Origin of the sequence: Oceanobacillus alkalisoli (assembly GCF_022213125.1) — a bacterium.
Classification (GTDB): domain Bacteria; phylum Bacillota; class Bacilli; order Bacillales; family Amphibacillaceae; genus Oceanobacillus; species Oceanobacillus alkalisoli.
In genome coordinates, this window is record NZ_JAKNRA010000012.1 from 1 (window position 1) to 25,674 (window position 25,674).

The window sequence follows — 25,674 nt, forward strand, 5'->3', positions numbered from 1 at the left end:
CCTTCGACATACTCCGATTTAAGTATACCGAAAGGGATATGGAATTAGTAAACCGTTTAGTCTTAATTGGTGAAAACTGTTTACTCTTATTTGTGGAAAACTGTTGAGTCTAGTTTAGCAGTTACAATGCTACTTGAAATACTTTCTACATCATCCGCAAACTCATCCAATTTATCCAAAGTAAATAATTGTAAAGCACTATCCGTCACTTGAACCATATTTTGAATAATACCCATAAAAAAGTTATTGATAGCATATAAATTAAATCCAAAAATTCCACTTGTATCTTCATTATTCACCATATAGCGTTCCACTGGATACTTCTCTTTTTCTAATTGAACACCACCCTCATATCTTTCCTCTGGATCACTCATATACTCATACGGTTCATATTCCAAATCAAATATTTTTCCAAATAGTCTAAGAATAAACTCTCCTACCGGAAAATCCTCATCAATCAAATCGGAAAGATTTCCACTTGTATCAACTTCTTCATTATCTTCTGCAAAGACTGAGGATGATGTCATGAAACATAAGAACAATGTCACTAATACAACTAACAGCCATTTTTTATTTTTCATTGGCGTTCAAATCCTTTACAAAATTTAATATTTTTTCACAAGAATTAATACCACCTCTACAATAAGCTAAAAATTCCGTGTCCAATTCTCCTATTTCTCTGCTCTCTTCAAGTTTTTTCAACATCTTAAAGTTAGCTTTAACTCCACTAACATAAGTCATTAGAAAAGTTTCATTATCCATTTATTCTCACCAACCTTTCAAAAATAAAAGAGTGACTATCTTTTGATAGCCACCCTTGTTTCTTAAAATATTTAAACCTCCATGCAATAGTCATAGTAGAGATAACTATCGTCTTTTTCTTCTACTCGAAATAAAGTAAATAAAAAATCATAGGTTACATCATCTTTTTCTAAATGGTGTTTTCTAATTCCAAACGTTCCACTTCCATCACCCTTCAAATTATCATTCACATAATCTATTGCTTCTTGAATAATCTTTTCTTTTTCATTAGACAAATCTAATTCCACCAATTTTTCTTCCAACTCCACATAATTCTCTACTATTGAAACAATGTTACTCATTCTAACAACTCCCTTTTATATATTAAAAATGGCTACCATTTGATAGCTATTCCTTTTACAAATATTTTTCTTCTGCATATGCTACAGCCGATTTATTAATGGTTTCCAATGCTCCTTCCCATTCTTCAAAGAGGTTTTCAACCGTAATTTTTGAAGTTCTACCGAACATATCTTTCATTAAGCACTGACCTTGTAACATGTTATCCAACATTTCTTTATTTTCATCACTCGATTCCATGTTCATCCACTTTAATATATCATTACGTTCATTTTCTTCATCAAAGGCAAACGCTACACCAAAGTTCCCTGTTTCATTCTCTTTTTCTCGCAAAGCGTCCTTGGTAGATTGGGAGATAAAATATAAAGCATTATTATAACTACGCCCCACACGCTTCATTTGTTTTTCAACTTTCTTACCTTGCCGTGACGAAATGATAACCCATGCTTCATCAAAAAATTCTATCGTTTGTTCATCCTTATCCTGTTTTCCAAACAGTTCACAAAATTTACCGAGCGCCAGCATAATCGAGTTTGATTTTCGCTGACTATCTGTATACGAATCTATACTGGCAGTTGCTTCTGGTAAATCAATATTTTCAATTTCTATAATGCTTATTCTATCCGTTAATGATAATGCCGGCATAGAACCATCATGCACACAAAGCTTTAATATAGAATCGGCAACTACTTCATACAAAAAATCACCTGCTTTTTCTACCGATGGTACATTGCTATTTTGCATAATCTCAATGATATGCATAGAGCCTACTTGCTCCCCTTTTTGTTTTCTTTCCAGCACCTCTGATATTGCCCGTAAAAAAGCAGTGTGAATTTCATCTTTTCCTTTAAAATCATAGACTTCTGAAAAAATATCTTGAATCAATTCCTTTGCTTGAGAAGAAGGAAGAAACGCTACAGGGTCTAATACACCCCAATTATTCTTATCTTCAAAATCCAAGGTTACAAATTTATATTTCTCCAAGTGCTCAACAAATAATGGGAAATCACGTCTCACGGTGCTATCATTAATAACTTTATTTATCCATTTCCTTATTTCCTTTTTAGGGTCAATATAAAGTGTTTTTATATGGAGTAGTGTCACATAAATAAATATCAATTTTGCCAGATATGATTTTCCACTACCCGTATCTCCTGTAATCAATACATGCGGACTTCGATATTTACTGCCTTTAATATTTTGGTTTGCAAGCATTGGATGGAAAAATACTGGATCACGACTTGATAACTTAGCACTTTCTAAATCCTTATGTTTATGAAATCGGTCAACCCAGCCAATGAAGAAACCAATCTTATTTCCAATTTCGGAATTTACGCCAAACAAACTCTCTCCCAAGCCATCTTGTGTCGTTGACTGTAACCAATTTCTATTCGTTGCTTCTAACTTTTCACCAGGCAATGTACGGTAAAATAAGTTTAATTGGTCAGCTGTTGGAATCCGGCAAATGATATTTAATTGTTTGAAATAACGTACAACCTGTTTCGCACGAGATAAACATTCTTTTTTTGTCTTGCCTGTTACAGCTATTGTCGCAAGCCAATTCATCACAGATACATCATGACTCTTTATTTCCTGTTGTAAATTTCTCATTAAATAATGACTATCTACAACCGAATCGTCTACCGAATCACCAGTTTTTGCTTGTTCATTTGCTGATTCTTTTAACTCCCTACCTTTTAAATTTACCTTTATTTTTGATTTTCCTTTTCCTTCGGATTGAATTTTAAAATCTATCGATACCTCAAATGGCAACGATTGGGCTTCATAAAAAATATCACTCTCTGCCATATTGTCTGGAAATTCATCAATCACAACAAAACTTAAATAGCCTTCACCCTGTTCACTACTCAATTTCAAACAAGATGATTCCGTTGCGTCAATTATCGTATTGGTAATTGCCTTTATATTTCCGTTCTCTTCTTCTTCACTTACATCATGATTCAAACCAGCAATAAAATCATAGCGATTGACATAAATCAATTCATTTTCTTCTAACCTTGACCCATTTACACCTGCAACCATCTTATAAATCGTATCTTCCAATTCCTCAAATTGAGCGAAAAAAGAAGAGGGAACATTTTGTTCCCACCCCAAGTAATTCACAAACACATCTGTTACATTAGAAAAAACAGAATAGACATTGTCTTTTAGACGACCATCTACATTTACAAACGCATTCTTTAACTTAATGCCAATAATAAAATCATTCTTTGTCATATTTCCTAAACGAGAAGTTAAAATATTTCCTGTTTCTTCTAAATAATACCGTCCAACATGCTCACTATCCTTCGACAACCCTAAACTTAAATCTTCAAATCTTTCTTTTAAGCGAAACTCTTGAGGATACATTCTCAAATGAAAATCCTCATAATCTGTGATATCCTCAAAAAACATTTTCCAACTTCTTTTATAATTGGCTACCACTTTTTGATTTTGAATAGGAATCGATTCACTCTTTATACGATAATAAGCGAACACGTCTCCCATTCTCGTTAATAGCATATTGTTCTTTATTGTTTTCAACGCTGGCTTTAGTTTTACCATTCTTTTTATCCACCACCCAGACACATTCTTTAAATGTTATTTTTTTCTCATTCATCCATTCTACTTCTTTCCCATTACAATACTTTTTCTTAGGTATTTTTATTGTGAACAAATAATTTACATAATCATATATGAACCTATAAATATTTTTACCTTCTGGCTTTATTTTAGTTACCAACCATGTAAATAATAATGGAACACAAACTAAAAATATGAACCACGTATTGGAAAATGCATAGGGATAAAATTTTTTTATTATCCACCCTGTTAAAAACGTCAGGATTAGAAAGACCACAAAATTTAATGCAGGGATCAATTCGATTGTGAAAGGCAGATAATAATACTCAGTTATCTGCCTAATTTTCTTTGGCTCTCTTAAAGCCCTTCGATAGTTAAACACCACTCTACTTTCTTTTTTATCTGCCATACTATCACTCTCTTATAACGTATTCATAAAGGCTTCAATCCAACCAGCAACTGTATCCCAATTTCTCACCACAAAGTAAACAATTCCTCCAACGATACAACTCACAATAATCGCACCAAATTTAAATTTAGCTAGATGTTTTGTAACCAAGAAAATAATAATGATAACGATCGCCTGTTGAACAATTTCCAAAGCCCACTTTTCAACACCTCCAAAAGTAGGCAAACCAGCTTGAGCCAACACAAAATGATTAAAAAAATTCATTTTTCATTCCTCCCTATCGATAAATAAAATCTTCCACATAAAAATTTCTTCCATTTTTAGAAATAGTCATTTCAACTGGATTCACTTGCTCTATATTCGTCAATTCGTCTCTAAACACCACCTCCATCAATGCTTTGTAATGTTCACCATTTACATAAATCGTTAAATTCCTTATTTCTTCAAATAAAAAAGAACCATTTAACGTTTGTGGCTCATCCATCAGATAAGCCATTTCGTCAATTGATTCTGTAGCATACTTTTCAAAAAAAGTTATTAGAAATTCATTGATGTTGTCTATTTCATTTCCGTTATATTCTTCTAATTCAATCTCTGGCATTTCAACTTCTATATTTCCAGCCAAGGAAGGAACTTCTGTAAAATAAGGAACGGAGTGAACGCTAAACAAACCATTTTCATGAATAATAGGAACATTTAATAACAAAGTATTTATTTTTTCCTCTGTTTCAATTTCGAATTCAGTTTCCTTCTTTTTATTTTTCCCCTTTCCCTTCGTCACCTCTTTTTCTATCTCTGTCTCTAATTCATTTTTAAATGTCACCTTATATTGAAATAGATTTCGATTTCCTTCACCTTCTATATGGAAAAGATTAAAGGACTCTAACTGCCTTGAACCGTTTACTCCATCTAAGTTGTATAAAGGATTTTTCTCATTATTAAACGTGTCATTAAAAACCATGTATTCTTTTAGTTTATTGGCTCTTTCTTGTAAAGCTTCACTTTCATTAGGAACATTAATATATTCCTTGATAAAGTTTGATAGAAATTCATGTGCAGATTCAATAGGTATTTCTTCCTTCACTTCTTCTTTTTCATTCGCTGCTGCTAATCTATTTGTTTCATTTAAAGTAGATCGAGTGTTAATTGATAACAAGACAGATACGATAGCTAAAAAAAGCATTCCTAAAATTAATGACCAAATAAAAAAAGCTGTTCGCAGTGATGTATCTTTGCGGACATGGCTCTTCTCTTTTTTCGGTCTCTCAATTTGTTTAATTTTGCCGACAACCTTATTCTTTTTTAATTTATCTTTAATACTCATTACGAACTCCTCTCCATATAATTTATATATGATGTTACTCTTTGCAACACTTCTAGCGGTGAAGCATTTTCCAAATACACTTTCTCATTTATTTTCCTACCATTATCAATAAAAGTAGTTTTATAAAATGAGAAACGATAAGTTGAATATCCTCTTCTTCTAAATCCTTCAACAATCAAAGACGTATTTGCAGACAAATCTTTAATATACGCTTGATAATAATAATGATTTTTACCTTCAATCGTTTTTGGCACATCAGCAACAAAGCCTAGACTTCTTAATCGTTTTGTTAATCCAATCATTAATTATCATCCTTTTAAAAATTAATATTTAAAATGATAAGTTAACCTATATACGAGGTCACATGAAAGAATTTCTCCCTCATTTTCAACAATCTCAAATATTTATAACTATCCCCTTTCTGAAGTAACTAATCTACAAGCAAGGTTCGGGTAGTATTTTTTGAGAAAAAGCACTCAAAAAATCTCCACCACTTTTCCCCTTGCTTTCCGATTTTTTGTCGGTGCTTGACGGTCACCAAGTCAACTATACTCAAAAGGAAATTTGGATAAAGTTGACTTGTCTCTTGCTAGTGTACCGACAAAACCGTTTACTCTATCGTTCGTTAATATCTGCCTTTTGCAATATTTAATAACGTTAAGTTCTGTGGGGTTCCGCCCCCACACGACGTCCCAATATCACTGCCTCAAAAGGGGAAAACATCAAACAATCATTTCTTCCGGTCGTGCAAGGTAAACCATCATCATGTGTTCCTGTTTTTCATTCAGTTCTAATTCTTCCTCAAAGTTTTCTAAATCGGAAACCCCTTTTGTATCTTCCACTAGCTTTATCATTTTCCTCGTTCTTGCCGCTTGATTCATATACCACCTTTTTGACTTTTCATAAAAATCTTCTTGCGGTTTCGTGAAAATCTGCAATCTTTCCACATCATTTAAAAAAACCTCCCAAAAATGAGAAGTTTTCCAACGTGCTCTATTCAAATCATCTTCCTTTTCCACAAAGCGCAAATAGTTCTTAATTATGCCTTTACCAACATGCAACAGATTACCAGTTGACATTATCTCTGAAACAACACTATTCGCCCTATCATTTTTAAATCGCAATTCATATCGATTCCAGTCTCCAAATTCCTCTACAGGCTTATTATGTTTTTCAGCCTGTTCATAGTTTTTTTGATAAAAACAAAAATAAACTTCTGAATGCTTTTTCGAGCCAAAATAAAGTGTCGTGCCACCCTGTTCACCATCTTCTATCAACAACGAACCATTATAATCTGTCTTTTTAAATCGGGAAATTGCTTCGCCATTTCTTATCTTGTCAAAAAGCATAGGTATTTCAAAATATGTCTTCTTATCATCGATCGAAATATCTAATCTTGGAAATTTACCACCATTCTTCTTACAATCGTCAAAAAAGTCCATCCAAGTAATTTTCCTAGCTTTTAAAAAAATTTCATATTGACGGCAACCCCCTCCACTTAATTCAATAAGCGTTCCTCGAACATCTAATTCATGCGAATAAAACACTTTAATATTATCTAATTGATATGTGCCTATATAGCCATAAAAGCCACTTTCTTTATGCTCCATATATTCTTTTTTTAAATGAAGTACATCATTTAATATCAAATCGACATCATGCGTTTTAAAAGAAACCCTTAAATAGTCAACCATTGCTATTAAAGGGTTTTCGGTCTCTTTTGTATTTTGTACCCCCCTGTTAGAGTAGGGGGGGTTTTGGGTCGTCATTCGCTACGCTCACTCCTCCACGCCTACCACTCCGAGTGCTTTTCGCTGCCGCTAGCGACTGCCGTCGCTGGCGCACTCTCCACTACCGGCGTTGCTTTTCCTATTTCATGTAAAAAATCATAATCTTTTGGTACGAATGGCGTGTAAAATTCAGTAATTATTGAAGCACCGTAATCCGCATAGCCACGCCCTTTTATATGCTTATTTACAAACGTATTATCAACATCACCGAACATCATTCCATAGCCAGTTTCACTATTACGACCTAATGCTACACGGAAATTAAATTGGTCTCTTATTCCATCCGCCAAATATTTTGCATCTGGTCGTTGATTAGCCAAAATAAGAAACACACCAGCTTGACGCCCAAGCATAGTCAATTGCTTCATATTTTCTAGTACTTCTTGTTTTTCACGATGATCTAGCATTTCCATAAACGCTACATATTCATCAAAAATAATAAAATATGGCGGCAAACCTACACTTGCATAGTTTCCACCCGTTTTATAATTGGGCATTGTTTTCATCCTTTCACTACGCTTGTGCATTTCTTCAACAGCTATTCTTAAAGTCATTTCTATTCCATTTTTCTTACTAAAAACAGTCCCACGAGGCATGACATCCGCCAAATCGGCTAAATCAGCATTCTTTGGGTCTAATATACGTAATTCAGCACCAGCTTTTAATAATGCTTCAATCATGGTTAAAATGAAATACGTTTTCCCTCCACCAGTACCACCAGCAATTAACATATGAGGTAATTCATCAAACTTCCATTCAATATGTTTCATCAGTTTCATAGAACCATTTTGAACTGTTACATCATCAATAGAAATACGGTTTTGTTGAACATCATACATCAATTTATAACAGATAAAATTTTCCTCTAATTCTTTATCTGCTAAAGCACAATACAAACCGTTTTCCAATTGGTCTCCTAATCTAAGAAACCTATCTTGAAATCTACTCATATCCATTGCTACTCGAAACTCAATATAGCCTTTTTTTATTTTGTAATATGCTTTGGGAAAATAGGTTACTTTCGATTTCGTAACTGTCCTATCTGATAAACTCCATTTCGATTCAGTTGAATAGCTCTCTTTTTCCATGAATCGATTCGATATAAACATTCTTGCGATTTTTTGCCTGTGCCAAATCCGCCTATATTGTTCAAAGAAAATAAAATACGCTAACAATACAGTAATTGCACCAATTACCAAAGATATAAAAAATCCTTTTCCAATATAGCCCCAATTCCAATCCATAATATTTTTTATATAATCCCAATTGAACCATTGACTAACATTACTAATTCCAGTTTTATAGCAAATAAATAAAGACAATAAAAAAACAGGAATAAATAAACTTAATCCTGTCCTTAATACGCCATGCTCCATTTTAGGCGTTATTCGTATACCACGATATTTCCATAGCCTTTTTCTCAGAAATTCAATTTTAATTACCTCCTAAAACATTACAAGTAGCGTGCTAATTAAGCGATATAACTAGCACGCTATTAATCTATTATTTCTTTTCTCCACCTGCCCCTACTGGGTCTTTGTTAGACTCATTCTTTTTCACACCACCAGAACTTCCTACCTCAATAATATCTTCTGCTTCAACTGTCCAAATGACATTAGCAAAGTTCCCATTTGCTTGTGCCCTTGCTCGAATAACTGGATTTTTTAGGTTCACCTGTTTGTTGAAATCAATCTCTTTCAAATCGATATATTCCGGTAATGTCACCTCAATCTGTTCTTTTTGAGTAGATGAGGCAAGATTATAAATACGAGATTCTAACTGATCCGTACGTTGATTCTTCTCGCGATCATAAAACATTCTTTCACGTTTCAATCCCATAAAAAACAAATCACCAAAAGTTAGTTCATTAGGTATAATTCCTGTTTTAAATTCCATTAAAATCTCTCCCTTAATTGTTTTATCATATTTTGATTATCAATCTTTTTTTCACTATGACGAACCTGTATTCGGCAAATTTAACTCGGATATTCAAATACACCATGTGAAGTAACAAGGAAGTTTCCTTCTATTTCCATGTCACGCCCAAGTGCTTGATAGTCAATATAGTTCTGTAGATTAGTTGGTATTTCGCCAAGCTGTCCTGTTTCCTCCACATAATACCGTGCAACATCTTCCATAGAATCACAATCGGAATAACAAATAATGTCATCCACATTTTCCAGCAATTCCTCAAGGTTACTAAACCAATAACCTATCATTGCTTTTAATTCATGATAAATAGGTGTACCCTCAATTTCCTCAATCATGGCGCATAAACGATTAATTTCATTTATAGGTGTATATTCATCAATTTCAAATGGCAATTCGTAATCGTGAATCGCTATTTCCTCATAATCACCATTTAAGCTAATGCGTTCTTTTACTTCTTCCATATTAATCGGTGGCGTAAACCAATCACCAACCAGTTCACCCTCATTATACTTTCCGAGATTAGATATATAGACACGCATTTCCATCCCTTATCACCTCCACAATTCATTCAATCATTTCCAACATAATCGGATTTTCCGCAATTTGAATTCGTTCCTTTAATTCTTTCCCCATCAGATCATCATCTTTTGCATTATCAAAGCCTTTAATTGTAACCGCTGTATACAGATTACATTTTGCTATTAAATAATAAGGCAACGTACCATAAACATGTTTCCCTTTAATATCATCTGCTTTAACACGTTCTAAAACTGGTGCATCCTCTAAAAACGGAAACACACTTTTTAATACTTCAACGGTTCCCATGTGACGACTTGCAATGACAAAGTCATTTTTCATTTCCCATGGATAAATTTCTAAAGAAGTCAAACGATATTTAAATACATTTATATCAGCTTTGATAATATCTAGCCCAGTATTAAATATTTTATCTCTAGGCAATTCCAATCCATAATATTCATTTACTCCGTAACCAACTAAAAGGCTAGGTGCAAGTGTAGAGACAATAACGATGTTATCTGATTCTTTATTATCATATCGAATCAAATCTCTAACTGCCGGGAATCCAAACGCAACTATTTTATTTTCTTTTAATAGATCATTTAATCTCATTTATACCTACCTTCATATTCATATAATTTTTCATGAAGTAGCCTTTTATATAGAAGTAATCTTTGATGCCGAAAAGAATTTCTACGCTTACTTGGATGAATAGAACTATAATCAGCAACTTTTTTTGTATAATAAGCAATCCTTTTATCTAACAAAAGATCACCTCTTAACATTAATCGGACTAGGTAATAAACAACCTAAGTTATTCCTTAAATTTTTATCAATTTCATTTCCTTCACCCACAAATCTTTCGGACTTTTCAGAACCGCATATCGGACAAATTAAAACTGGCAAAACATTATTTAATGATTCTTCTACAAATGAAATGATAAATTCACTTTTGCATGAAGCACATCCAAACTTATATAGAATGTTAATCACCCTTTATCAATAATCTATCAATATTCCCCTTGAATAGTTTTAACAGCTTTAACCTGCTCATATTCTTTCAGTTCCTCTTGCTGCTTTTTTAATTTTTCATGAATCTTATAAAATTCTGGTGAACCCCACTCTACATTTTCTAAAGAAAACTTCTGAAGTTTAGTTTTTTTTAAATCCATGAAATCACCATCTTTATATTTAATAAAAGGAAATTAATCCGCTAGGCTCTGATTCCATCACGGCGCTTATCAGTCGCTCTCCCTTAGGTCATGGCAACATATAGTAGGTTATGTTTTATAACCATTAGCACCCTCATTTTGGACTGCTATAGCTTATTTAAAAGTGTTAGCTATTATCACTTAGATTACGGAAATGACAAATCTGACAAAACACGTTACAATAAAAGTGTCGAAGTTTTATTGTGGCGTGTATGATTCGTTCCGACTTATCATATGCGCTCTCTTTTTGTATAAAGTTTTCAAAGGACATCATTTCCTTTCATGCATCCGCTAACATTTCTTTAAGTGGTATAAACTCACACTTATCACATGTTCTCAAATGCCGAAATCGTCTTTCTTGGCATATCATAATTTTTGCAAATTCTACGATATGAAACATGATGCAGTAAAAGCTTTTGAATAATTTCCTTTGAAATAGGTTGTTGCATATAATAATCTGCTTTTACGGTTCGGAAAGCTAACTTCATTCTAGCCTGCCAGTCACCTTCCATTTCCTTTGCCAAGGGAACTGCCTTCTTCATTAAATCTTGCATTTCTTTAAAATTCATTTGTGTTTCACCCCCCAAAATAATATAATTTATTTACTATAATTATTTAATCACCCTTATAAATGCGTCACTTCGTGGCATTCATTTGTAAAAAAAGGTCTGGAAACAACTTCTTTTCGCTTACGCCAAAGTAGTTTGACATTTTCACCATAAGTTTAACAGTTGGATTTCGAGTACCTTTTTCAATCGCACTTAGGTATTGCCTTGATATACCAAGATCACTTGCCACAATTTGCTGAGAGCCAATTGATTTCCTAAAACCTATTAATACATGCCTTATCTGTGTAGTAACAAGTCAAACACCTCCGTCTATTTGCTTCAATTTGTAACATTGATTAATTAAATTATAATGCAACATTTTGTGTCTGTCAATACTTTTGTGACATTTTGTTGCACTTCTTTATTTGCTACATTATGTGTCGTATAATTGTAATTGCATCAATACGTCTCAATACAGATTGGAGATAAAAATGTTAGGTGAACGTTTAACAAAATTACGCAAAAATAAAAAATTGACTCAGCAAGAACTAGCAAAAGAATTACAAATCAGTCGTTCTTCCTTATCCCAATATGAAATAAACAAGAGACAACCTGATTACGAAACATTAAAATTAATTGCTGATTACTTTCATGTTTCTATTGACTACCTCATTACAGGTGATATGTATAGTGAATCTCCAGATGAAATGTGGAAAGAATTTTTAGACCCTAAAACACAAATTTTCTTTAAGGACTTACAAAACGCCCCAGAAGAAAAAATCGATGAATTAATACGTTTTTGGGAATTTATAAAAGAACGAGATAAAAAGAAATAAAACTCTAATATTAGGGCTTTTATTCATAATAAAAAGAGAACGTATATTCCTATGAGGAGGACAAGCCATGAAATACCAGACAACAATACTAGAAGATTCCGTAAAGTATCTTTATAAGGATTTAGGCATCTATTGTCCACATCAACTGGATATGATGGAAATAGCAGACTACTTAGGAATTAAGGTCTATTTTTTGGATATATCAAGTCGTGTTTATAAAAAAGAAATTATAATTGATTCTAGGTTATCCCCCGAACAACAATGGGAAGACTTTGGACATGAACTTTGCCATTTATTATTACAATACGGAAATCAAATATTGCACTTAAATAATCTCTTTCTAGAATACCAAGAACGCAAGGCAAATAACTTTGCATTACATTTTTGTGTACCAACATTTATATTACTAAAGTATGAAATCGTTAACATGAATGAAGGTATACATTTCATAACAAAAACATTTAACGTAACGGAAAGATTTGCACAAAAAAGATTGATTCATTTTAGAAATCAGTTACTGATGTCAAAATTGCAAGAACTCAATACATAATTCTATTTAGATTTTTAAAATAATTAAGAAGATACTATAAGGGCAAGTAAATTAAATGATTATTCATTTTTGTCCTTAGGAATCAAAACTAATCAACCACTTATTTGTAGACGATTATCGAGATTTGAAACTAAAAAAGAACCCGCGGATCCTTACTAACAGTTGACTTAAACCTAGATATATAAATGTTGTAAAAGACTTCTCCGACTTCTTTTAAGGACAAAAAGAAATAAGGATCATCATCTATTATCATGTGATCCTTATTTTACAAGTATCCTATAAAATAATCTCTATTTTTTGATGCGATTTGACCAACTGATCTTCTGCATCTTTTACTATTTCATAATATTCATTAAGCTCCCTCTCGAAAAGACTTGCCCTTCTATATCTTTCGCCTTCATCGGCTAAAGGAAAATCTATTTTTGCAAAGTCTTCTTCATTAAGCCTATATCTACTTGGTGTCCCTCCCCTTACTTTACTATACATATATCTCAACATTAGATCTGTTCTCAATACACCCTTGATATAATAGGAATCTTTAATATCTTTCGGACGAATCACAATAAACTCAGGAGAAGCAATAGTAAAATCAACCATTTGGTCAATTTTTGGAACCACTACAATTTTTCTATTTAACATGCTTGGTCCCAATCTAGCTAATAACACATCACCTTCCTTAACAATTTTTAAACTACCTTCAATTTCACTTCCTAAACAATAAATAATGTTATCTATTTTTACAGGGTTTTTTTGTACCTCATCCATTCTTATTAAAGCAAAATTCAGGAACTCATTAGTTTCAGATGACGGTGTTATTTTATCACTAATTAGGTCTGCTATATCAGTTATTTTACCTGTTTCATTTTTAAAAAATGGTTTCCAAATATACCTAGTTGCGTTTAAAGGGCCTTCTTCTTTTATCCGTGAAATTTTTAATGAGTAGCAATTATTTGTTCTTTTATAGTTAAATTTACTACTTTGATAAATATTCCATTGATTAAATATGGATTCAGGTTCATCAGAATAGAGTTCATTTTTTTCTTCTCTTCCTGTTGAATCTATACCTATCTGTTTAGCAACAGCCATAAATACTGGATAATCTCCAAGTACCTCATTATCATTTTTTCTTCTTAAAAATAATATCGATGATTTAATTCCTGCGCCAAAGTGGCTAAATGCTGATTCAGGTAAAGAAACAGAAGCCAGTATTTCACAATTTTCCATTATATAATCTCTAACATATTGCAAAGAATTATTTGTCATTACACCCTCTGGAACTACAATTGCAATTTTCCCACTACCTTTTTTCGCTAGTTTGACGCAACGTTCAATAAACAGTATCTCACTTTTTTGTGATTTTCTTTCCCTATTACCGGTAAATCCCAGCTCGAAATCTTTCATATAATTTACTTCTTTCGATTTTAAAGTAGATCCAAATGGAGGGTTTGAAAGGATTATATCAAATGAATTCTCTTTGAACTCATCATTAATCTTCTGCATTTCACTAAGACTTTCCAGTGCATCATGCCCAATTACATTTGTATGTCCATCATCGTGTATTATCATATTCATTTTACAAACTCTAGCTATTTGATCATTTATCTCGATTCCAAATAACTTTTTTTCTGCGAAAGAATGCCAATGGGTGAATGCTTCAAATTCGTCATAATTTCTCTCTGCAAATTGTCGCACCTCATCCATTGCATAGAGCAAGAAACCGCCACTTCCACAAGACGGATCAATAACTCTATCAGATTGTTTCGGTTTCATCATCTTCACACAAAATTCAACAACAGGGCGAGGTGTAAAATACTGACCCATCTTACCAATAAAAAAGTCCTTCATAAAGATTTCAAATGCTACACCTTTAGTATCTAGATCGGTTTTATTTAGTGATAAACTTTGTAAATGCTCAACGACATAGTATACTATTTCTGGAGATAAGTTTATACGATCTTGAAAGACCTGTGGATCATCTTGTTTAGCTTGGTCATATATATCCTGAATTCTATCGTAAACCTCCTGCGGGGTTTCATGAGAACCGACCTGAAAACTGTAATAATCATTTTTTGTAGTTCCTTTTTCATCTTTAAGCTTACAGAATAACAGCTTAGAAACCTCATCAAATGCAGTTGTAGGCGCTAATTTTCCTCCTTGCCAAACACTTCCGTGGGATTTTTTTAATGCACTTATTAAATCCTCTCTGTAAGCAACTCTTAAGTCTCTGCTGGGATCACCTTTTTTATACTTATATTTTGGTGCTTTCCCGTATTTAACAGGAATATCTGCAATTACATTTTTCTCTCTTTCACTAGACTCAAATCCAGCAACATTAAAAGCTGTTTTTGTATTACCTGCGACAACAATGGCATATTTTGCTCTTTTACTATTAGCATTACCAAATGCTTGTTCTATTGATTGCGAGAATTCTGAGTCAGTAATACCATCTCTTTTTGTTTCAACAATTAAATAAGGTGCTTTGAGTTCACTATCAGTATATACGACAATATCTGCTCGATCGTCAGGTATACGCCTTTCTACTTTCACCTCGATATCAATATTTTCTTTCGGATATCCGTAATCCATTACTAACTCTATGAAATAGGATGCACGTACTTTTTCTTCTGGATTTTTAAAGCTTGTTGAATATTTTCTAGAACAATTATAAATAATCCTATTATTAGTTTCGTCAAAACGGACAAGATTATTCTCTAATCCTCTTGTAATATTTTTATAAAAAATAGAGTCATTTATATTTTCAGTTATTATGTTACTCATGCTTATACGCCTCTTCCGTTGAAATTTCTTTTTAATCAAATGCCTTTTTAAAAAAATCAATGATTAGCTTACCTCTTATATTATCATATTTAGAATGGTATTAGTATGTAATGAATTCTGGTGACTTAATTATCCCTTAGGAGGCTGTAGCTATCAATTGATATTACAACGGATTTTGAATGCATTATTTTTTAAAAAAATCCCTACCAAAAATAAATTGGTAGGGATTTTGGTAGGGAACTATATCATTTTTAACTTATTTCATCCGTTTAGATTAGGTTAAACACTGTTCAATAGGCGTTCTCTCTTCAAATCAAGTTGTATTTTTATTCCCACTCTATCGTCGATGGCGGCTTACTCGTCACATCATAAACCACACGGTTAACCTCATCTATCTCCGTCACAATTCTACTCGAAATCTTCTCCAGCACGTCCCAAGGAATTCTCGCCCAGTCTGATGTCACACCATCAACCGAATTCACAGCGCGAATGCCGACCGTATGAACGTATGAGCGTCCACCGTCTTTCACCCCGACACTGCGGATATTAGGCAGGACGGTAAAATATTGCCAGATTTCACGGTCAAGGCCTGCTTTTGCAATTTCTTCTCTTAAGATTGCATCAGACTCCCTCACAATCTCAAGCTTCTCATCCGTCACTTCACCGAGAACACGGATACCAAGTCCTGGTCCTGGGAATGGCTGTCTCCAAACGATGTGGTCTGGGATGCCAAGGGCTGTTCCGACAGCGCGGACTTGCTGTTTGAATAATGTTTTAAGCGGTTCGATTAATTCGAATTCCATGTCTTCCGGCAGACCGCCAACGTTATGATGAGACTTGATTGTTTTCGAACCTTCCGTGCCGCTTTCCATAATATCGGTGTAAACCGTTCCTTGGGCAAGGAAACCGATATTCTTTAATTTCGCAGCTTCATCATCGAATACATAGATGAACTCATTTCCAATAATTTTTCGCTTCTGTTCAGGATCTGTGACGCCTGCTAATTTAGATAGGAAACGGTCTTTCGCATCGACTTTAATAATATTCATATGGAAATCTTCTGCGAAAACTTCCATCACTTCATCTGCTTCATTTTTACGCAATAAGCCATGATCGACGAAGATACATGTCAGCTGGTCGCCGATTGCTTTATGCACAAGTGCTGCAGCAACTGAGGAATCAACTCCGCCGCTTAAGGCACAAAGCACTCTCTGATCCCCAACTTGCTCTTTAATTTTTTGCACTTCTTGTGCGATAAACTCTTCTGCATTCAATTCATTTGGTTTCATTATGATTGCTCCTGTCTGCTATCTAATATTCTCATTTTACTAACCAATAGAATTCAGGTCAACCCATAAAGTAAAACTTCATACAGGGGGGTTCCTTCCCTCCCCCACCTTCACATTTTCGGGTTTTCCTCATATTTACAGTGGGGGATTTACAGACTGTTAATGCCTGATAATTGTTTTCAGCAACTTTTTCCAAATATTTTTCAATTTGTCCATTTTTTCCGGTTCGAATTCATTGCGGTAAAGCATCCGCTCATAATAGACTGTGAGCGTCCGCATTTCACCTGTTCCGTAATGGGCATCCACACGTTTCGCATATTCACGTAATGTCTGATCGTTTTTCCTTTCATTTCCTTCATGGTCCAGAACTTTAAGTAAGTGTAGATACGCCTCTTGAAATGCTTTCTGACTCTGATTATGATTAAGCTTCATGGCTAGGAGCTTCGTTTTTATACTGAAACGATACTTATACAGTACGTAGAAAATCAGTAAAATTACTAAAGCAATAAGTCCCCACTGCCACCAGGAAAGGTTGAAATTATTGTCGGAAGGGCTAGCCATTGCTGGAGTTGTTTCGTCTTCCTCCGGTTCCATTTCAGGTTCAGGCAGTTCTGTCTCTGGAGCATCAAGTACATCATCATAATCTTCGGTAGCTGTATCTGTACGGTCCACATGGAAATCTGTCAAGTTCGTGAACCCTTGTGTCGGTTCAAAGGGAACCCAGCCAGATTCAGGAAAGTACACTTCCACCCAAGAATGGGCATTGGAATTCGTCACTTCATAAATATGATGATTATCCCGGTTTCCTTCACCAATTATTTCTCCGCCGGTAAAACCTTTCACCCAGCGTGCTGGAATATCGAGGGTCCGCAGCAAGACGACCATAGATGTCGAGAAGTTATCACAATAGCCGACCTGTGTTTCAAAGAGAAACTGATCAACATAATCATCATCCTCTCCTGGAATGGCAACTCCTGTCGTCTGATACGTAAAGTCGTGGCTGCTGAAATAGCGTTCAATCGCACGCGCTTTCTCATACCGCGTCTCGTGACCAGCCGTTATCTCCTCCGCAAGCTCACCAACACGGTCTGGAAGTGTATCGGGAAGATGAAGATATTCCGCCATTTCCTCTCCATCGTTGCCCGGGTCTTCCCGTAATGCAGATAAAGAATAGGAAGTCCGGTCATAGGCTAGCTGATAATAATCAAGTTTCAATGTTTCCCCGTTTTCACGAGCTTCGATTGACTCGGTGATTTGGTCGAGGAATAAATCTGGTTTAGGCATTGGGGCTACGAATCGTTTTACCCCATAAGGATAAACGAACTTTTTAAAATTTTGTCCTTCTTGAAACTCAATCCGTGCTGTCGATTCTTCGGTCTCCACATTCCCATGGTACATATCCAGATGAATTTCTCCGCCCTGTTGTTCGATGTAATCATGATCAGCCGATGACTCCCAGCCCTTTCCAGTATAAATTTCCTTCGTTTCTATCCGCCAATACTGATCCCGGTCCGTTTCCACTTGGAATACCGGTATATCATCTTGAATGAAGGAGCCGCCAAGACGGGAATCATCCTCTCCGTAGCCAACTTTCTGTACAGTACTACCACCAGAACCGCCGACCTGTTCTGCAGCACTTTCAAGAAAAGGGACTGGGTCAGGCCACTGCGGATTGAGCTTCGGTGCAACAAGACCGAGCAGGACAGAGAATACAAGTGTGAGTAAAATAGGGAGTGTCCATTTCGTTTTCTGCTTTATCCGTTCAAGCGATATTTTCTCTTTTTCCAAGTCACGATTTAAATTCGTAACCGCCAAAGCAACTAATGAAATAATAAAGATTCTAATAATCGCGAAAGTCGCATCATACAAAGTGAAAGTATCTAACACCGTAATATAAACGAATGTTAAGAAGATGAATAAGAAAATCCGTTTCATCTGCACAAACCAGTAATGGAGCAGGTAGCTCATTAACCAGATTAGCAGCAGGAAGAGAAAACTCCGGAATAACGGGCTTAAATAATACCAATCCTGACTAATGAATATCTTTGTGTTCATCGTAAATTCCAACAGAAAATAATTCAGCCACTCCCTGCTCAGGAAGCTCATGTCAAAATAAAGTCCATTCAAAATGAATAATAACCCAAAGCCTTTCAATAAGAAGCTTGCCCACCATTTCAGCTGCAGAAGCGAAATGAAAAAACAAAATATAGTATAGATCACAAAAATCGAGATACTGCTTGTGTCTGTCACCTGCTCAATCGGATAAAGCCATTCCAGAAAAAGGACGAGCCCGCCAAGATAAAGGATGACATTATAAAAGTTTGATCGTGTCACTTTCTGTTGTGTGCTCATCGAATACTCACCTCAAGTGGGTTTGTAACCATTTCTTTTTCCGTTAAAACATGAATTGCTACTCCCGACTTTTTCATCTGGGCGACGATTTCCTGTTCTTTCTCCAAGATGAATTCTGAACCTTGCACATAAAAAATAACAATTTGGGCGATCCGCTGTCTCAACTCGTGAATCGTTTGCCAGAAGAAATCATCTACGGACGTCGTGATAATCACAAGTCGCTCCATTCTCTTTTTGGTCAGCAGCAATTCTCTTAAAGCTCCTGAGAATGGAATTTCCCCGTCTGGCTGAATCTTTGTCAGGTAATAACGGATATCACCTTTCCCCTGATTGGATTCACCTAGGGAAAATTCCTTCGTTTCTCTCCCGACGGTTAATAATTCAATATCTGTCGTGTTTTTTTCAAGTTTAGTAACTAAGGATAACGTTAGTTCGACACTCGCCTCAAAGGCAAGCGGGTTCTTTCTTTTAGGCAAGCAAGCATCGAGAATCACATAGAGATTGTTGCTTCTCTCCTGTTCGAATTCCTTTGTCATGACCGTTTGATTTTTTGCGGTCTGTTTCCAATGAATCCATGAAAAGCGGTCCCCCGGGGCATATTCCCGTACGCCTGTCGCAACATTCGTATTTTCCAATTGGAACAGATTAACGACTTGCTGCCCTTGTTCAAAGCTGACAGCACGGTCTGAAATTCTTATATCTCGTGTATTTGGCTGTACAATTAACTCGTCTTGTACAGGATAAATATATTCCTTTTTTACGAAGCCAAAGACATCGCTAATTAATACCCGCACGCCCTGAAGCTCATGCTCTCCCCGTGGGAGCTTGTCTAAACGGTACGAAATTTCCAGTTGCTTTTTATATCCAATCATTTTCATCTTTTTCATCGTGCGATCGATCGTTACATGATCCGGTTCATTTAAAAATGCATAATCATAATGTAATCTATTCCAAGAAGCTGGCATGATTTCTTCTACCATCCCGTAATAAAGCGGTAGCGGAAATTTTCTTTCGAGGTGAATCGTTACATCAATCGAATCACCTGCCTGTATAATTCGTTTCGAGAGCGTCCGGCTCACTTTCCAATTATTCAAAGGATAAAATAAGAGACCTAAATGATAGAGCAGGATTGGAAGGAAGCTGTAGAATAGGAACCAGCTGACGAATCCGCCTTGAAACATAGCATAGGAAAATAAAACAGCGAGCAGGATGAGAATAAATAGCAAATTACCGATGAATCTGAGTCTGATTTTCATCAGTCAAATTCCCTTCGAACCGGAATATGTGTTGCTTGTAAAATTGTTTCCATAATTTTTTCGCTGGTTTCACCGTTGAATTTCGCCTCTGACGTGATGATAATCCGGTGTCCGAGCACAAACGGGGCCAAATATTTCACGTCATCTGGAAGTACATAATCACGGTCGTGAATGAATGCATGCGCTTTCGCAGCTTTCATCAGCGCAATTGATCCACGGGGACTGACCCCGAGATAGGTCGACGGATGCTCTCTCGTTCCATTCACGATATTCACAATATACGTATGAAGCGAACGGTCGACATACACTTCATCCACTTCCGCTTGGAGGGTCGTTAGTTCTGCTTGGGACATGACGGCTTGAATCGTTTCAATCGGGTGATGCAGCGACGTTTTTTCCAACAAATCAATTTCTTCTACAAAGGTTGGGTAACCCATTTTCAACTTTAGAATGAAACGATCCAACTGGGCTTCTGGCAGCGGATACGTTCCTTCATACTCAATTGGATTCTGAGTCGCCATCACAAAGAACGGTTGGTTGAGTGTAATTGTACGCCCATCTACACTGACACTTTGCTCTTCCATTGCCTCCAGAAGTGCGGACTGGGTTTTCGGAGAGGTCCGGTTAATCTCATCCGCCAAAATAATATTCCCGAATATTGGTCCACCACGGAATTCAAATTCCATTTCTTTCGGATTATAAATGGAAATTCCAGTAACGTCAGACGGAAGTAAATCCGGGGTAAATTGAATTCGTTTAAAATCACAATCCAATGATTTTGCCAGTGTCCGGACAAGCATTGTTTTGCCAACCCCAGGCACATCTTCAAGTAACACATGACCTTTCGCCAGCAACGCAACTAAACTAAGGATAATGACTTCTTCTTTTCCAATAATAACCCGGTTCATATTCTGAATAACAGGATTAATCTTCTCATTATAAGCAACCACTTCTGCCATCTTATCCAACCCTCTCTCAACTTCTATATATCAAGCTATTGTTCTAGCATTTAGTATGTAACAGATTATTAGTAATTATACTATCACTATACAAAAAAAGGGTAGTGTTGTAAAAGGAAGATTGCTGGATTTGAAGTGGTTGCCAGGGAGATTAAAAAAACAGTAAATGACTAAATGATTGGAGGTTATGAGATGATGGGCGTTGAGAGGGCTTATAAACTACCAATAGAGCGGGGCCCGGGAAAGAACGGGCGTTGAGAAAACTTATAAACTGCCGTTCAAGTAGATTTTATCGGAAACAGGCATTTAATAGCCATTAAATTGCTAAATAGTCCCCTATCCATACCATTTTCAGTATTAACCAAGAGAAAAAGCAGTGAGCCTATCCGCGGCCCACTGCTCCCTCACTTACTTTGTAAAATACGGATTCCCATTCAACCCAATCCATTCATCCGTTTGCTCAAGATCGTAGGCAAGCTGCAATAAACGATGCTCCTCACCCTTCGAAGCAATCACTTGTACACCAAGCGGTAATCCTTTTTCCGATACGTAAACAGGCATAGACATCGCCGGCTGACCAGTTAGATTCGCGAGCATGCCAAATGGCGTATACGTCAGACTTGGCAGGAACATATCGTAAACGAGCTGCTGTTGGTCATCCTTCGTTCCTTTGTGAATATCACGCAAGAATGCTTCTTTCTTCTCTTCTGTCACTTCAAGCTGTCCAATTTCCGGAGCGACATCTGCTGTCGCTGGAGTAATATAGAAATCATACGTTTCATGCAGTGCCGCCATCTGAGCAGCTGCCGTGTCCCAGGAAGCAAGACTCGCGGAAAAGTCTGCTCCGGAAATCGACTTTCCAGCGACATGCATCATCCAGCCTTCAAGCTCAATGTCATTCTCTGTCAACTCCCGGCCGAGAGCCTGCTCTAGACCCTGGACCGTCATATTCATTTCACCGCTGTTCATAATGTAATAGTCTTTCATCAATTGGATACCATCTACTCCATTGGTACGCTCTACCACTTCATGCCCTTCCGACTCAAGCCATTTCACAACTTTCATAACGGCATTTCTTGCATCATCTGACACTGGTGTGCCAACCGGGGACTCCGTTGTAAATGCGATGCGGAGCGGCCTTTTCTGACCACCCTTTAAACTATTCAAATAACTATCAACAAAAACAGGGGCATGGAAAGCTGCTTCCGGCTGGAACGTCTGCAGCTGATCCATCATTGCTGCTGCGTCACGCACGGTTTTCGTCAGCATAAAATTGATCGATGCACCTTGCCAGTCACGTCCTGTACCAGGTCCAACCGGCATTCTTCCCCTAGTCGGCTTCAGACCAAATAACCCGGAGAAAGACGCCGGGATTCGAATCGATCCCCCACCGTCACTTGCCCCAGCAACTGGTACGACTCCAGAGGCAATTGCGGCTGCCGCTCCCCCGCTTGATCCGCCCGGAGAATATTCCGGATTCCACGGGTTACGGGTTGGTCCGTGTAATTTAGGTTCGGTAATATTTTTTAATGCAAATTCGGGTGTATTCGTATGTCCTAAAAATACAAACCCAGCTTCTCTTAGTTTTCTTACAAAATGGGATTCTACTTCCGCAACATAATTCACAAGCAATTTCGATCCGGAACTTAAAATTTCTCCTGGTAGTGATTGGGATACATTTTTAAGCATGGTCGGTACACCGGAAAAGGGCGCTTTCTCTACTTCTATCAATTCCGCCTCTCCTAACGCTTTACCTTTCCGGATGCTTGTTGCGAGATTCAAGTCTGGCTGGACTTCTTCTAAGCGATCCAGTGCTATTTCTGTTAATTCTTTCGGTGACATTTCTTTTTTCTTCAATAATTCAGCTAAGCCTACTGCATCATAATGTACATATTCTTCTGTTTTCACTTCATCACCTCAAGTAAGTATTTTTTTCATATCGTAATCTAATCTTTTTTTAATATAAAAGTCTCTTTCTCTTTGTCAATATAAAGAGAAAGGGGCGTTGGTTCCGTGATACCTAATAATCTTCTAAACTCAGCGGGTATCGTAATTGAACCTTTCGTGGAGACGTATCGCTGATTTTTCTTGTCATCGTGATTGGTTTGATAAATCCAAATTTCCTTTCCTTTCAGATGGACTTCAAGTAATGTCCCCGGTTCAAAACCGAGCTCTGTCCGTTCCTTTTTAGGCAAATTAATAATACCCAGTTTGTCGGATGCTTTCACGTTTTTTAGGAAAATCATGTTGCTCACTCCTATGCTCCTTGGATTCTCTACGATTCCAGCATGAAAAAATGTTTCTCATTTATTCCAAAAGAAGGCACAGGAAAAGAAATTTGTTAATAGATTAAATCATGGGGATTGGACGATCGAGTTGAATCGTGGATTCTGTTACATAACATTCGTAAGCTAGTATGCGTACTCCGAGATGTTCCGCCTCTTGTAAAGCTTCGTGAAAAGCAGGGTCCATGGCGTAATGAGGTGTGAATGAGTGACAGCCCTTCATTTGAATGACAAATAAAACGGTCGCTTCATATCCTGCTTGCATCGCTTCAATTAATGTTTCCACATGCTTCCTCCCTCTTATTGTCGGTGCATCGGGAAACATTGCAAGTCCATCTCGTTCCAATGTGACACCTTTCACTTCGATAAAACCACCGCGTGCACCCCGGTAATAAAAAAGATCAAACCGGCTATTCCCGAAGGTAGCCTCCCGTTTTAAATCTCTTATTCCATGAAATTCTTGGATGTTACCTGCGACGAGTGCATCGTAAACAAGCTGATTCGAGATTTGTGAATCGATATTAATCCAACGTGCACCCTTACGTGCCGCAATGATAGAATAACGGGTTTTCCGGTTTGGATTATCTGAGGTTTCTAAAGCAAGCACAGCACCAGGCTGCAAAATTTCGGTCAAGCGACCTGTATTTTTAATATGAACTTTTTCAAGTTCCCCAGCAATATATACTTCAGCGACAAAGCGGTTTAACTTCTTCGCAAAAATTCCTTCCACGACTTTCCTGTACTGCATCTTCTCACATCCAATCCACTTGTGTTCCTCTGATGCATTTCTATTCCATCAACCTTAAGCATATCATGTTCCACGCTTTATATAAATTTTCATGGAGCAAGTATTTGTATTTAGCGATTTTTACGCTTATGATAGTACTAAGTATTTTCTGTAAAACTCTGACAACTCCCGTGAGAGATTGGAGGAATCCATCTAGATGTGCTATACGATTGAAAAAACAAACACAAAAATTATTCCGCTGGAAGTGCCAGCGCCTAATATGTTAAAGAGCATTAACTTTTATTTACTTCAAAAAAATGACGGTACATTTCTAATCGATGCTGGTCTTGATAAAGATACGTATTGGGAATACTTACTACAGTCCATGCAAGCAAACGGGATCCGGCTCCGTGACCTGACAGCAATTTTATTAACGCATCATCACTTCGATCACGTTGGACTCGTCCACCGGATTTCTAAAAAATATGAGATTCCGGTCTATATCCACCCGTACGCTCTGCCAAAGATAAAAGGCGACCCGGAATTTCTATATAAAAGCTATTCATTCTTTGCTGATTTACTGAATAAATTAAATACCGGGGATTTCGGAAAAGAACAGGTGAGGGCAAAGTACAAACGGCAAATGAATAATCCGAAAACAGCTCTGAATTGGAATGTAAAAGCGATTGAATCAAATACATTATTCGGCTTTGAAGTGATTGAAATTCCCGGACATGCACCCGACCAAGTAGCTTTTTCCTTACCGGAAGAAAATATAATTTTTATCGGCGATTTATTAATCGATCATTTAAGGAGTAACGCCTTTGTCGAACCAGCCTTAGATGGAAGCCGAATTCCAGCTCTCGCGCAGCATGTAGCTTCACTTGAAAAGATTATTGAACTGAATCCGGAGATTGCCCTGTCCGGACATGGGAAGGTCATCTATGAACCTGCTAAACTAGCGAAAAGAAGACTTGAGGCGATTAAAACAAAAGCAAAAAGTATTAAGGCCGTCATCGAAGCAGGATTCACCACCGGAAGCGAGATTGTGAAAAAGCGACACCCTAACAAATATGAGGATATCTTCCTCACCCTTATGTCCGACACATTAAGCTTCCTTGACTACCTCGAAGCAAAAGACGAGCTAACCAAAAAAGAAATAAACGGAATCTGGTACTGGGACAAGGGGTCAGAGCACTTGTCCCACAAAGAGAGGAGTCCATAA

The 25,674-nt window shown here is 36.5% G+C and carries 27 protein-coding genes; 3 read left to right on the forward strand and 24 right to left on the reverse strand.

All coding sequences use genetic code 11. The features are described 5' to 3' along the window. Window positions 1-86: 86 nt before the first annotated feature. The 16 genes from L3V42_RS13845 to L3V42_RS13920 form a co-directional block, all read right to left on the reverse strand. On the reverse strand, window positions 87-581 hold the full coding sequence (locus L3V42_RS13845) for a hypothetical protein (RefSeq protein ID WP_238472226.1): 495 nt from the start codon (window positions 579-581) through the stop codon (window positions 87-89). Next, on the reverse strand, window positions 571-762 hold the full coding sequence (locus L3V42_RS13850; protein WP_238472227.1) for a hypothetical protein: 192 nt from the start codon (window positions 760-762) through the stop codon (window positions 571-573). Before L3V42_RS13850 ends, L3V42_RS13845 begins: the two co-directional genes overlap by 11 nt. A 71-nt stretch (window positions 763-833) precedes the next feature. After that, a complete protein-coding gene (locus L3V42_RS13855) occupies window positions 834-1,103 on the reverse strand; it encodes a hypothetical protein (protein ID WP_238472228.1) in 270 nt (89 codons plus the stop codon). A gap of 55 nt (window positions 1,104-1,158) precedes the next feature. Then, complete coding sequence (locus L3V42_RS13860) at window positions 1,159-3,516, reverse strand: ATP-binding protein (protein ID WP_305082626.1); 2,358 nt, start codon at window positions 3,514-3,516, stop codon at window positions 1,159-1,161. A gap of 55 nt (window positions 3,517-3,571) precedes the next feature. Then, a complete protein-coding gene (locus L3V42_RS13865) occupies window positions 3,572-4,093 on the reverse strand; it encodes a conjugal transfer protein (RefSeq protein ID WP_238472230.1) in 522 nt (173 codons plus the stop codon). Between the two features lie 12 nt (window positions 4,094-4,105). Then, a complete protein-coding gene (locus tag L3V42_RS13870; protein WP_238472231.1) occupies window positions 4,106-4,357 on the reverse strand; it encodes a TcpD family membrane protein in 252 nt (83 codons plus the stop codon). 13 nt (window positions 4,358-4,370) lie between these two features. After that, window positions 4,371-5,417, reverse strand: coding sequence for a conjugal transfer protein (locus L3V42_RS13875; RefSeq protein WP_238472232.1), 1,047 nt, complete (start codon window positions 5,415-5,417; stop codon window positions 4,371-4,373). Then, on the reverse strand, window positions 5,417-5,719 hold the full coding sequence (locus tag L3V42_RS13880) for a hypothetical protein (protein ID WP_238472233.1): 303 nt from the start codon (window positions 5,717-5,719) through the stop codon (window positions 5,417-5,419). Before L3V42_RS13880 ends, L3V42_RS13875 begins: the two co-directional genes overlap by 1 nt. Window positions 5,720-6,139: 420 nt before the next feature. Beyond that, on the reverse strand, window positions 6,140-7,186 hold the full coding sequence (locus L3V42_RS13885) for a replication initiation factor domain-containing protein (protein WP_238472234.1): 1,047 nt from the start codon (window positions 7,184-7,186) through the stop codon (window positions 6,140-6,142). Window positions 7,187-7,209: 23 nt separating this feature from the next. Next, complete coding sequence (locus L3V42_RS13890) at window positions 7,210-8,583, reverse strand: FtsK/SpoIIIE domain-containing protein (RefSeq protein WP_238472235.1); 1,374 nt, start codon at window positions 8,581-8,583, stop codon at window positions 7,210-7,212. A gap of 127 nt (window positions 8,584-8,710) precedes the next feature. Next, window positions 8,711-9,103 (reverse strand): DUF961 family protein, encoded by a 393-nt coding sequence (locus L3V42_RS13895; RefSeq protein ID WP_238472236.1) that lies wholly within the window; start codon window positions 9,101-9,103, stop codon window positions 8,711-8,713. Window positions 9,104-9,183: 80 nt separating this feature from the next. Continuing rightward, a complete protein-coding gene (locus L3V42_RS13900; RefSeq protein ID WP_238472237.1) occupies window positions 9,184-9,684 on the reverse strand; it encodes an antirestriction protein ArdA in 501 nt (166 codons plus the stop codon). A 19-nt stretch (window positions 9,685-9,703) separates the two neighbouring features. Then, entirely contained in the window at window positions 9,704-10,270 is a 567-nt protein-coding gene (locus L3V42_RS13905) for a hypothetical protein (RefSeq protein WP_238472238.1), read from the reverse strand. 398 nt (window positions 10,271-10,668) lie between these two features. Continuing rightward, window positions 10,669-10,830 carry a hypothetical protein gene (locus L3V42_RS13910; protein WP_238472239.1) on the reverse strand — a complete coding sequence of 54 codons (162 nt, stop codon included), beginning with the start codon at window positions 10,828-10,830 and terminating at the stop codon, window positions 10,669-10,671. Between the two features lie 365 nt (window positions 10,831-11,195). Further along, complete coding sequence (locus L3V42_RS13915; RefSeq protein ID WP_238472240.1) at window positions 11,196-11,438, reverse strand: hypothetical protein; 243 nt, start codon at window positions 11,436-11,438, stop codon at window positions 11,196-11,198. Window positions 11,439-11,505: 67 nt separating this feature from the next. Further along, window positions 11,506-11,667: a helix-turn-helix transcriptional regulator gene (locus tag L3V42_RS13920; protein WP_238472241.1), complete on the reverse strand. Its 162-nt coding sequence runs from the start codon at window positions 11,665-11,667 to the stop codon at window positions 11,506-11,508. A gap of 241 nt (window positions 11,668-11,908) precedes the next feature. Here L3V42_RS13920 and L3V42_RS13925 point away from each other — a divergent pair, with 241 nt between their 5' ends. Together L3V42_RS13925 and L3V42_RS13930 are read left to right on the forward strand one after the other, a co-directional pair. Then, complete coding sequence (locus tag L3V42_RS13925) at window positions 11,909-12,253, forward strand: helix-turn-helix domain-containing protein (RefSeq protein ID WP_238472242.1); 345 nt, start codon at window positions 11,909-11,911, stop codon at window positions 12,251-12,253. A 67-nt stretch (window positions 12,254-12,320) separates the two neighbouring features. Then, window positions 12,321-12,803 carry an ImmA/IrrE family metallo-endopeptidase gene (locus tag L3V42_RS13930; RefSeq protein ID WP_238472243.1) on the forward strand — a complete coding sequence of 161 codons (483 nt, stop codon included), beginning with the start codon at window positions 12,321-12,323 and terminating at the stop codon, window positions 12,801-12,803. 276 nt (window positions 12,804-13,079) lie between these two features. Here L3V42_RS13930 and L3V42_RS13935 read toward each other — a convergent pair whose 3' ends face one another. The 8 genes from L3V42_RS13935 to sfsA form a co-directional block, all read right to left on the reverse strand. Beyond that, window positions 13,080-15,581: an N-6 DNA methylase gene (locus tag L3V42_RS13935; protein ID WP_238472244.1), complete on the reverse strand. Its 2,502-nt coding sequence runs from the start codon at window positions 15,579-15,581 to the stop codon at window positions 13,080-13,082. A 326-nt stretch (window positions 15,582-15,907) separates the two neighbouring features. Next, a complete protein-coding gene (gene guaA, locus L3V42_RS13940; RefSeq protein WP_255770933.1) occupies window positions 15,908-16,870 on the reverse strand; it encodes a glutamine-hydrolyzing GMP synthase in 963 nt (320 codons plus the stop codon). 159 nt (window positions 16,871-17,029) lie between these two features. After that, window positions 17,030-19,222: a transglutaminase TgpA family protein gene (locus L3V42_RS13945; RefSeq protein WP_235762208.1), complete on the reverse strand. Its 2,193-nt coding sequence runs from the start codon at window positions 19,220-19,222 to the stop codon at window positions 17,030-17,032. After that, a complete protein-coding gene (locus L3V42_RS13950) occupies window positions 19,219-20,478 on the reverse strand; it encodes a DUF58 domain-containing protein (protein ID WP_238472245.1) in 1,260 nt (419 codons plus the stop codon). Before L3V42_RS13950 ends, L3V42_RS13945 begins: the two co-directional genes overlap by 4 nt. After that, window positions 20,478-21,437 (reverse strand): AAA family ATPase, encoded by a 960-nt coding sequence (locus L3V42_RS13955; RefSeq protein ID WP_235762210.1) that lies wholly within the window; start codon window positions 21,435-21,437, stop codon window positions 20,478-20,480. The genes L3V42_RS13950 and L3V42_RS13955 overlap by 1 nt, the downstream gene beginning before the upstream one ends. A gap of 408 nt (window positions 21,438-21,845) precedes the next feature. After that, the gene (locus L3V42_RS13960) at window positions 21,846-23,345 is read right to left on the reverse strand and encodes an amidase (RefSeq protein ID WP_238472246.1); all 1,500 of its coding nucleotides are present in this window, start codon (window positions 23,343-23,345) and stop codon (window positions 21,846-21,848) included. A 38-nt stretch (window positions 23,346-23,383) separates the two neighbouring features. Then, window positions 23,384-23,683 carry an AbrB/MazE/SpoVT family DNA-binding domain-containing protein gene (locus L3V42_RS13965; RefSeq protein WP_235762212.1) on the reverse strand — a complete coding sequence of 100 codons (300 nt, stop codon included), beginning with the start codon at window positions 23,681-23,683 and terminating at the stop codon, window positions 23,384-23,386. Window positions 23,684-23,786: 103 nt separating this feature from the next. Further along, window positions 23,787-24,470, reverse strand: coding sequence for a DNA/RNA nuclease SfsA (sfsA, locus tag L3V42_RS13970; protein ID WP_238472247.1), 684 nt, complete (start codon window positions 24,468-24,470; stop codon window positions 23,787-23,789). Window positions 24,471-24,666: 196 nt separating this feature from the next. Between sfsA and L3V42_RS13975 the strand changes: the two genes are divergently transcribed. Then, window positions 24,667-25,674, forward strand: a complete 1,008-nt coding sequence (locus L3V42_RS13975; RefSeq protein WP_238472248.1) for an MBL fold metallo-hydrolase — start codon at window positions 24,667-24,669, stop codon at window positions 25,672-25,674.

Excerpts from the sequence above, each read along its gene's own strand:
- L3V42_RS13855 (WP_238472228.1), bottom strand. The coding sequence starts at position 1,103 with ATGAGTAACATTGTTTCAATAGTAGAGAATTATGTGGAGTTGGAAGAA.
- L3V42_RS13845 (WP_238472226.1), bottom strand. The coding sequence starts at position 581 with ATGAAAAATAAAAAATGGCTGTTAGTTGTATTAGTGACATTGTTCTTA.
- L3V42_RS13915 (WP_238472240.1), bottom strand. The coding sequence starts at position 11,438 with ATGAATTTTAAAGAAATGCAAGATTTAATGAAGAAGGCAGTTCCCTTG.
- L3V42_RS13860 (WP_305082626.1), bottom strand. The coding sequence starts at position 3,516 with ATGTTTTTTGAGGATATCACAGATTATGAGGATTTTCATTTGAGAATG.
- L3V42_RS13910 (WP_238472239.1), bottom strand. The coding sequence starts at position 10,830 with ATGGATTTAAAAAAAACTAAACTTCAGAAGTTTTCTTTAGAAAATGTA.
- L3V42_RS13945 (WP_235762208.1), bottom strand. The coding sequence starts at position 19,222 with ATGAGCACACAACAGAAAGTGACACGATCAAACTTTTATAATGTCATC.
- L3V42_RS13905 (WP_238472238.1), bottom strand. The coding sequence starts at position 10,270 with ATGAGATTAAATGATCTATTAAAAGAAAATAAAATAGTTGCGTTTGGA.
- guaA (WP_255770933.1), bottom strand. The coding sequence starts at position 16,870 with ATGAAACCAAATGAATTGAATGCAGAAGAGTTTATCGCACAAGAAGTG.
- L3V42_RS13955 (WP_235762210.1), bottom strand. The coding sequence starts at position 21,437 with ATGGCAGAAGTGGTTGCTTATAATGAGAAGATTAATCCTGTTATTCAG.
- L3V42_RS13935 (WP_238472244.1), bottom strand. The coding sequence starts at position 15,581 with ATGAGTAACATAATAACTGAAAATATAAATGACTCTATTTTTTATAAA.
- L3V42_RS13890 (WP_238472235.1), bottom strand. The coding sequence starts at position 8,583 with ATGGAGCATGGCGTATTAAGGACAGGATTAAGTTTATTTATTCCTGTT.
- sfsA (WP_238472247.1), bottom strand. The coding sequence starts at position 24,470 with ATGCAGTACAGGAAAGTCGTGGAAGGAATTTTTGCGAAGAAGTTAAAC.
- L3V42_RS13930 (WP_238472243.1), top strand. The coding sequence starts at position 12,321 with ATGAAATACCAGACAACAATACTAGAAGATTCCGTAAAGTATCTTTAT.
- L3V42_RS13870 (WP_238472231.1), bottom strand. The coding sequence starts at position 4,357 with ATGAATTTTTTTAATCATTTTGTGTTGGCTCAAGCTGGTTTGCCTACT.
- L3V42_RS13975 (WP_238472248.1), top strand. The coding sequence starts at position 24,667 with ATGTGCTATACGATTGAAAAAACAAACACAAAAATTATTCCGCTGGAA.
- L3V42_RS13925 (WP_238472242.1), top strand. The coding sequence starts at position 11,909 with ATGTTAGGTGAACGTTTAACAAAATTACGCAAAAATAAAAAATTGACT.
- L3V42_RS13880 (WP_238472233.1), bottom strand. The coding sequence starts at position 5,719 with ATGATTGGATTAACAAAACGATTAAGAAGTCTAGGCTTTGTTGCTGAT.
- L3V42_RS13850 (WP_238472227.1), bottom strand. The coding sequence starts at position 762 with ATGGATAATGAAACTTTTCTAATGACTTATGTTAGTGGAGTTAAAGCT.
- L3V42_RS13965 (WP_235762212.1), bottom strand. The coding sequence starts at position 23,683 with ATGATTTTCCTAAAAAACGTGAAAGCATCCGACAAACTGGGTATTATT.
- L3V42_RS13875 (WP_238472232.1), bottom strand. The coding sequence starts at position 5,417 with ATGAGTATTAAAGATAAATTAAAAAAGAATAAGGTTGTCGGCAAAATT.
- L3V42_RS13900 (WP_238472237.1), bottom strand. The coding sequence starts at position 9,684 with ATGGAAATGCGTGTCTATATATCTAATCTCGGAAAGTATAATGAGGGT.
- L3V42_RS13895 (WP_238472236.1), bottom strand. The coding sequence starts at position 9,103 with ATGGAATTTAAAACAGGAATTATACCTAATGAACTAACTTTTGGTGAT.
- L3V42_RS13885 (WP_238472234.1), bottom strand. The coding sequence starts at position 7,186 with ATGACGACCCAAAACCCCCCCTACTCTAACAGGGGGGTACAAAATACA.
- L3V42_RS13865 (WP_238472230.1), bottom strand. The coding sequence starts at position 4,093 with ATGGCAGATAAAAAAGAAAGTAGAGTGGTGTTTAACTATCGAAGGGCT.
- L3V42_RS13950 (WP_238472245.1), bottom strand. The coding sequence starts at position 20,478 with ATGAAAATCAGACTCAGATTCATCGGTAATTTGCTATTTATTCTCATC.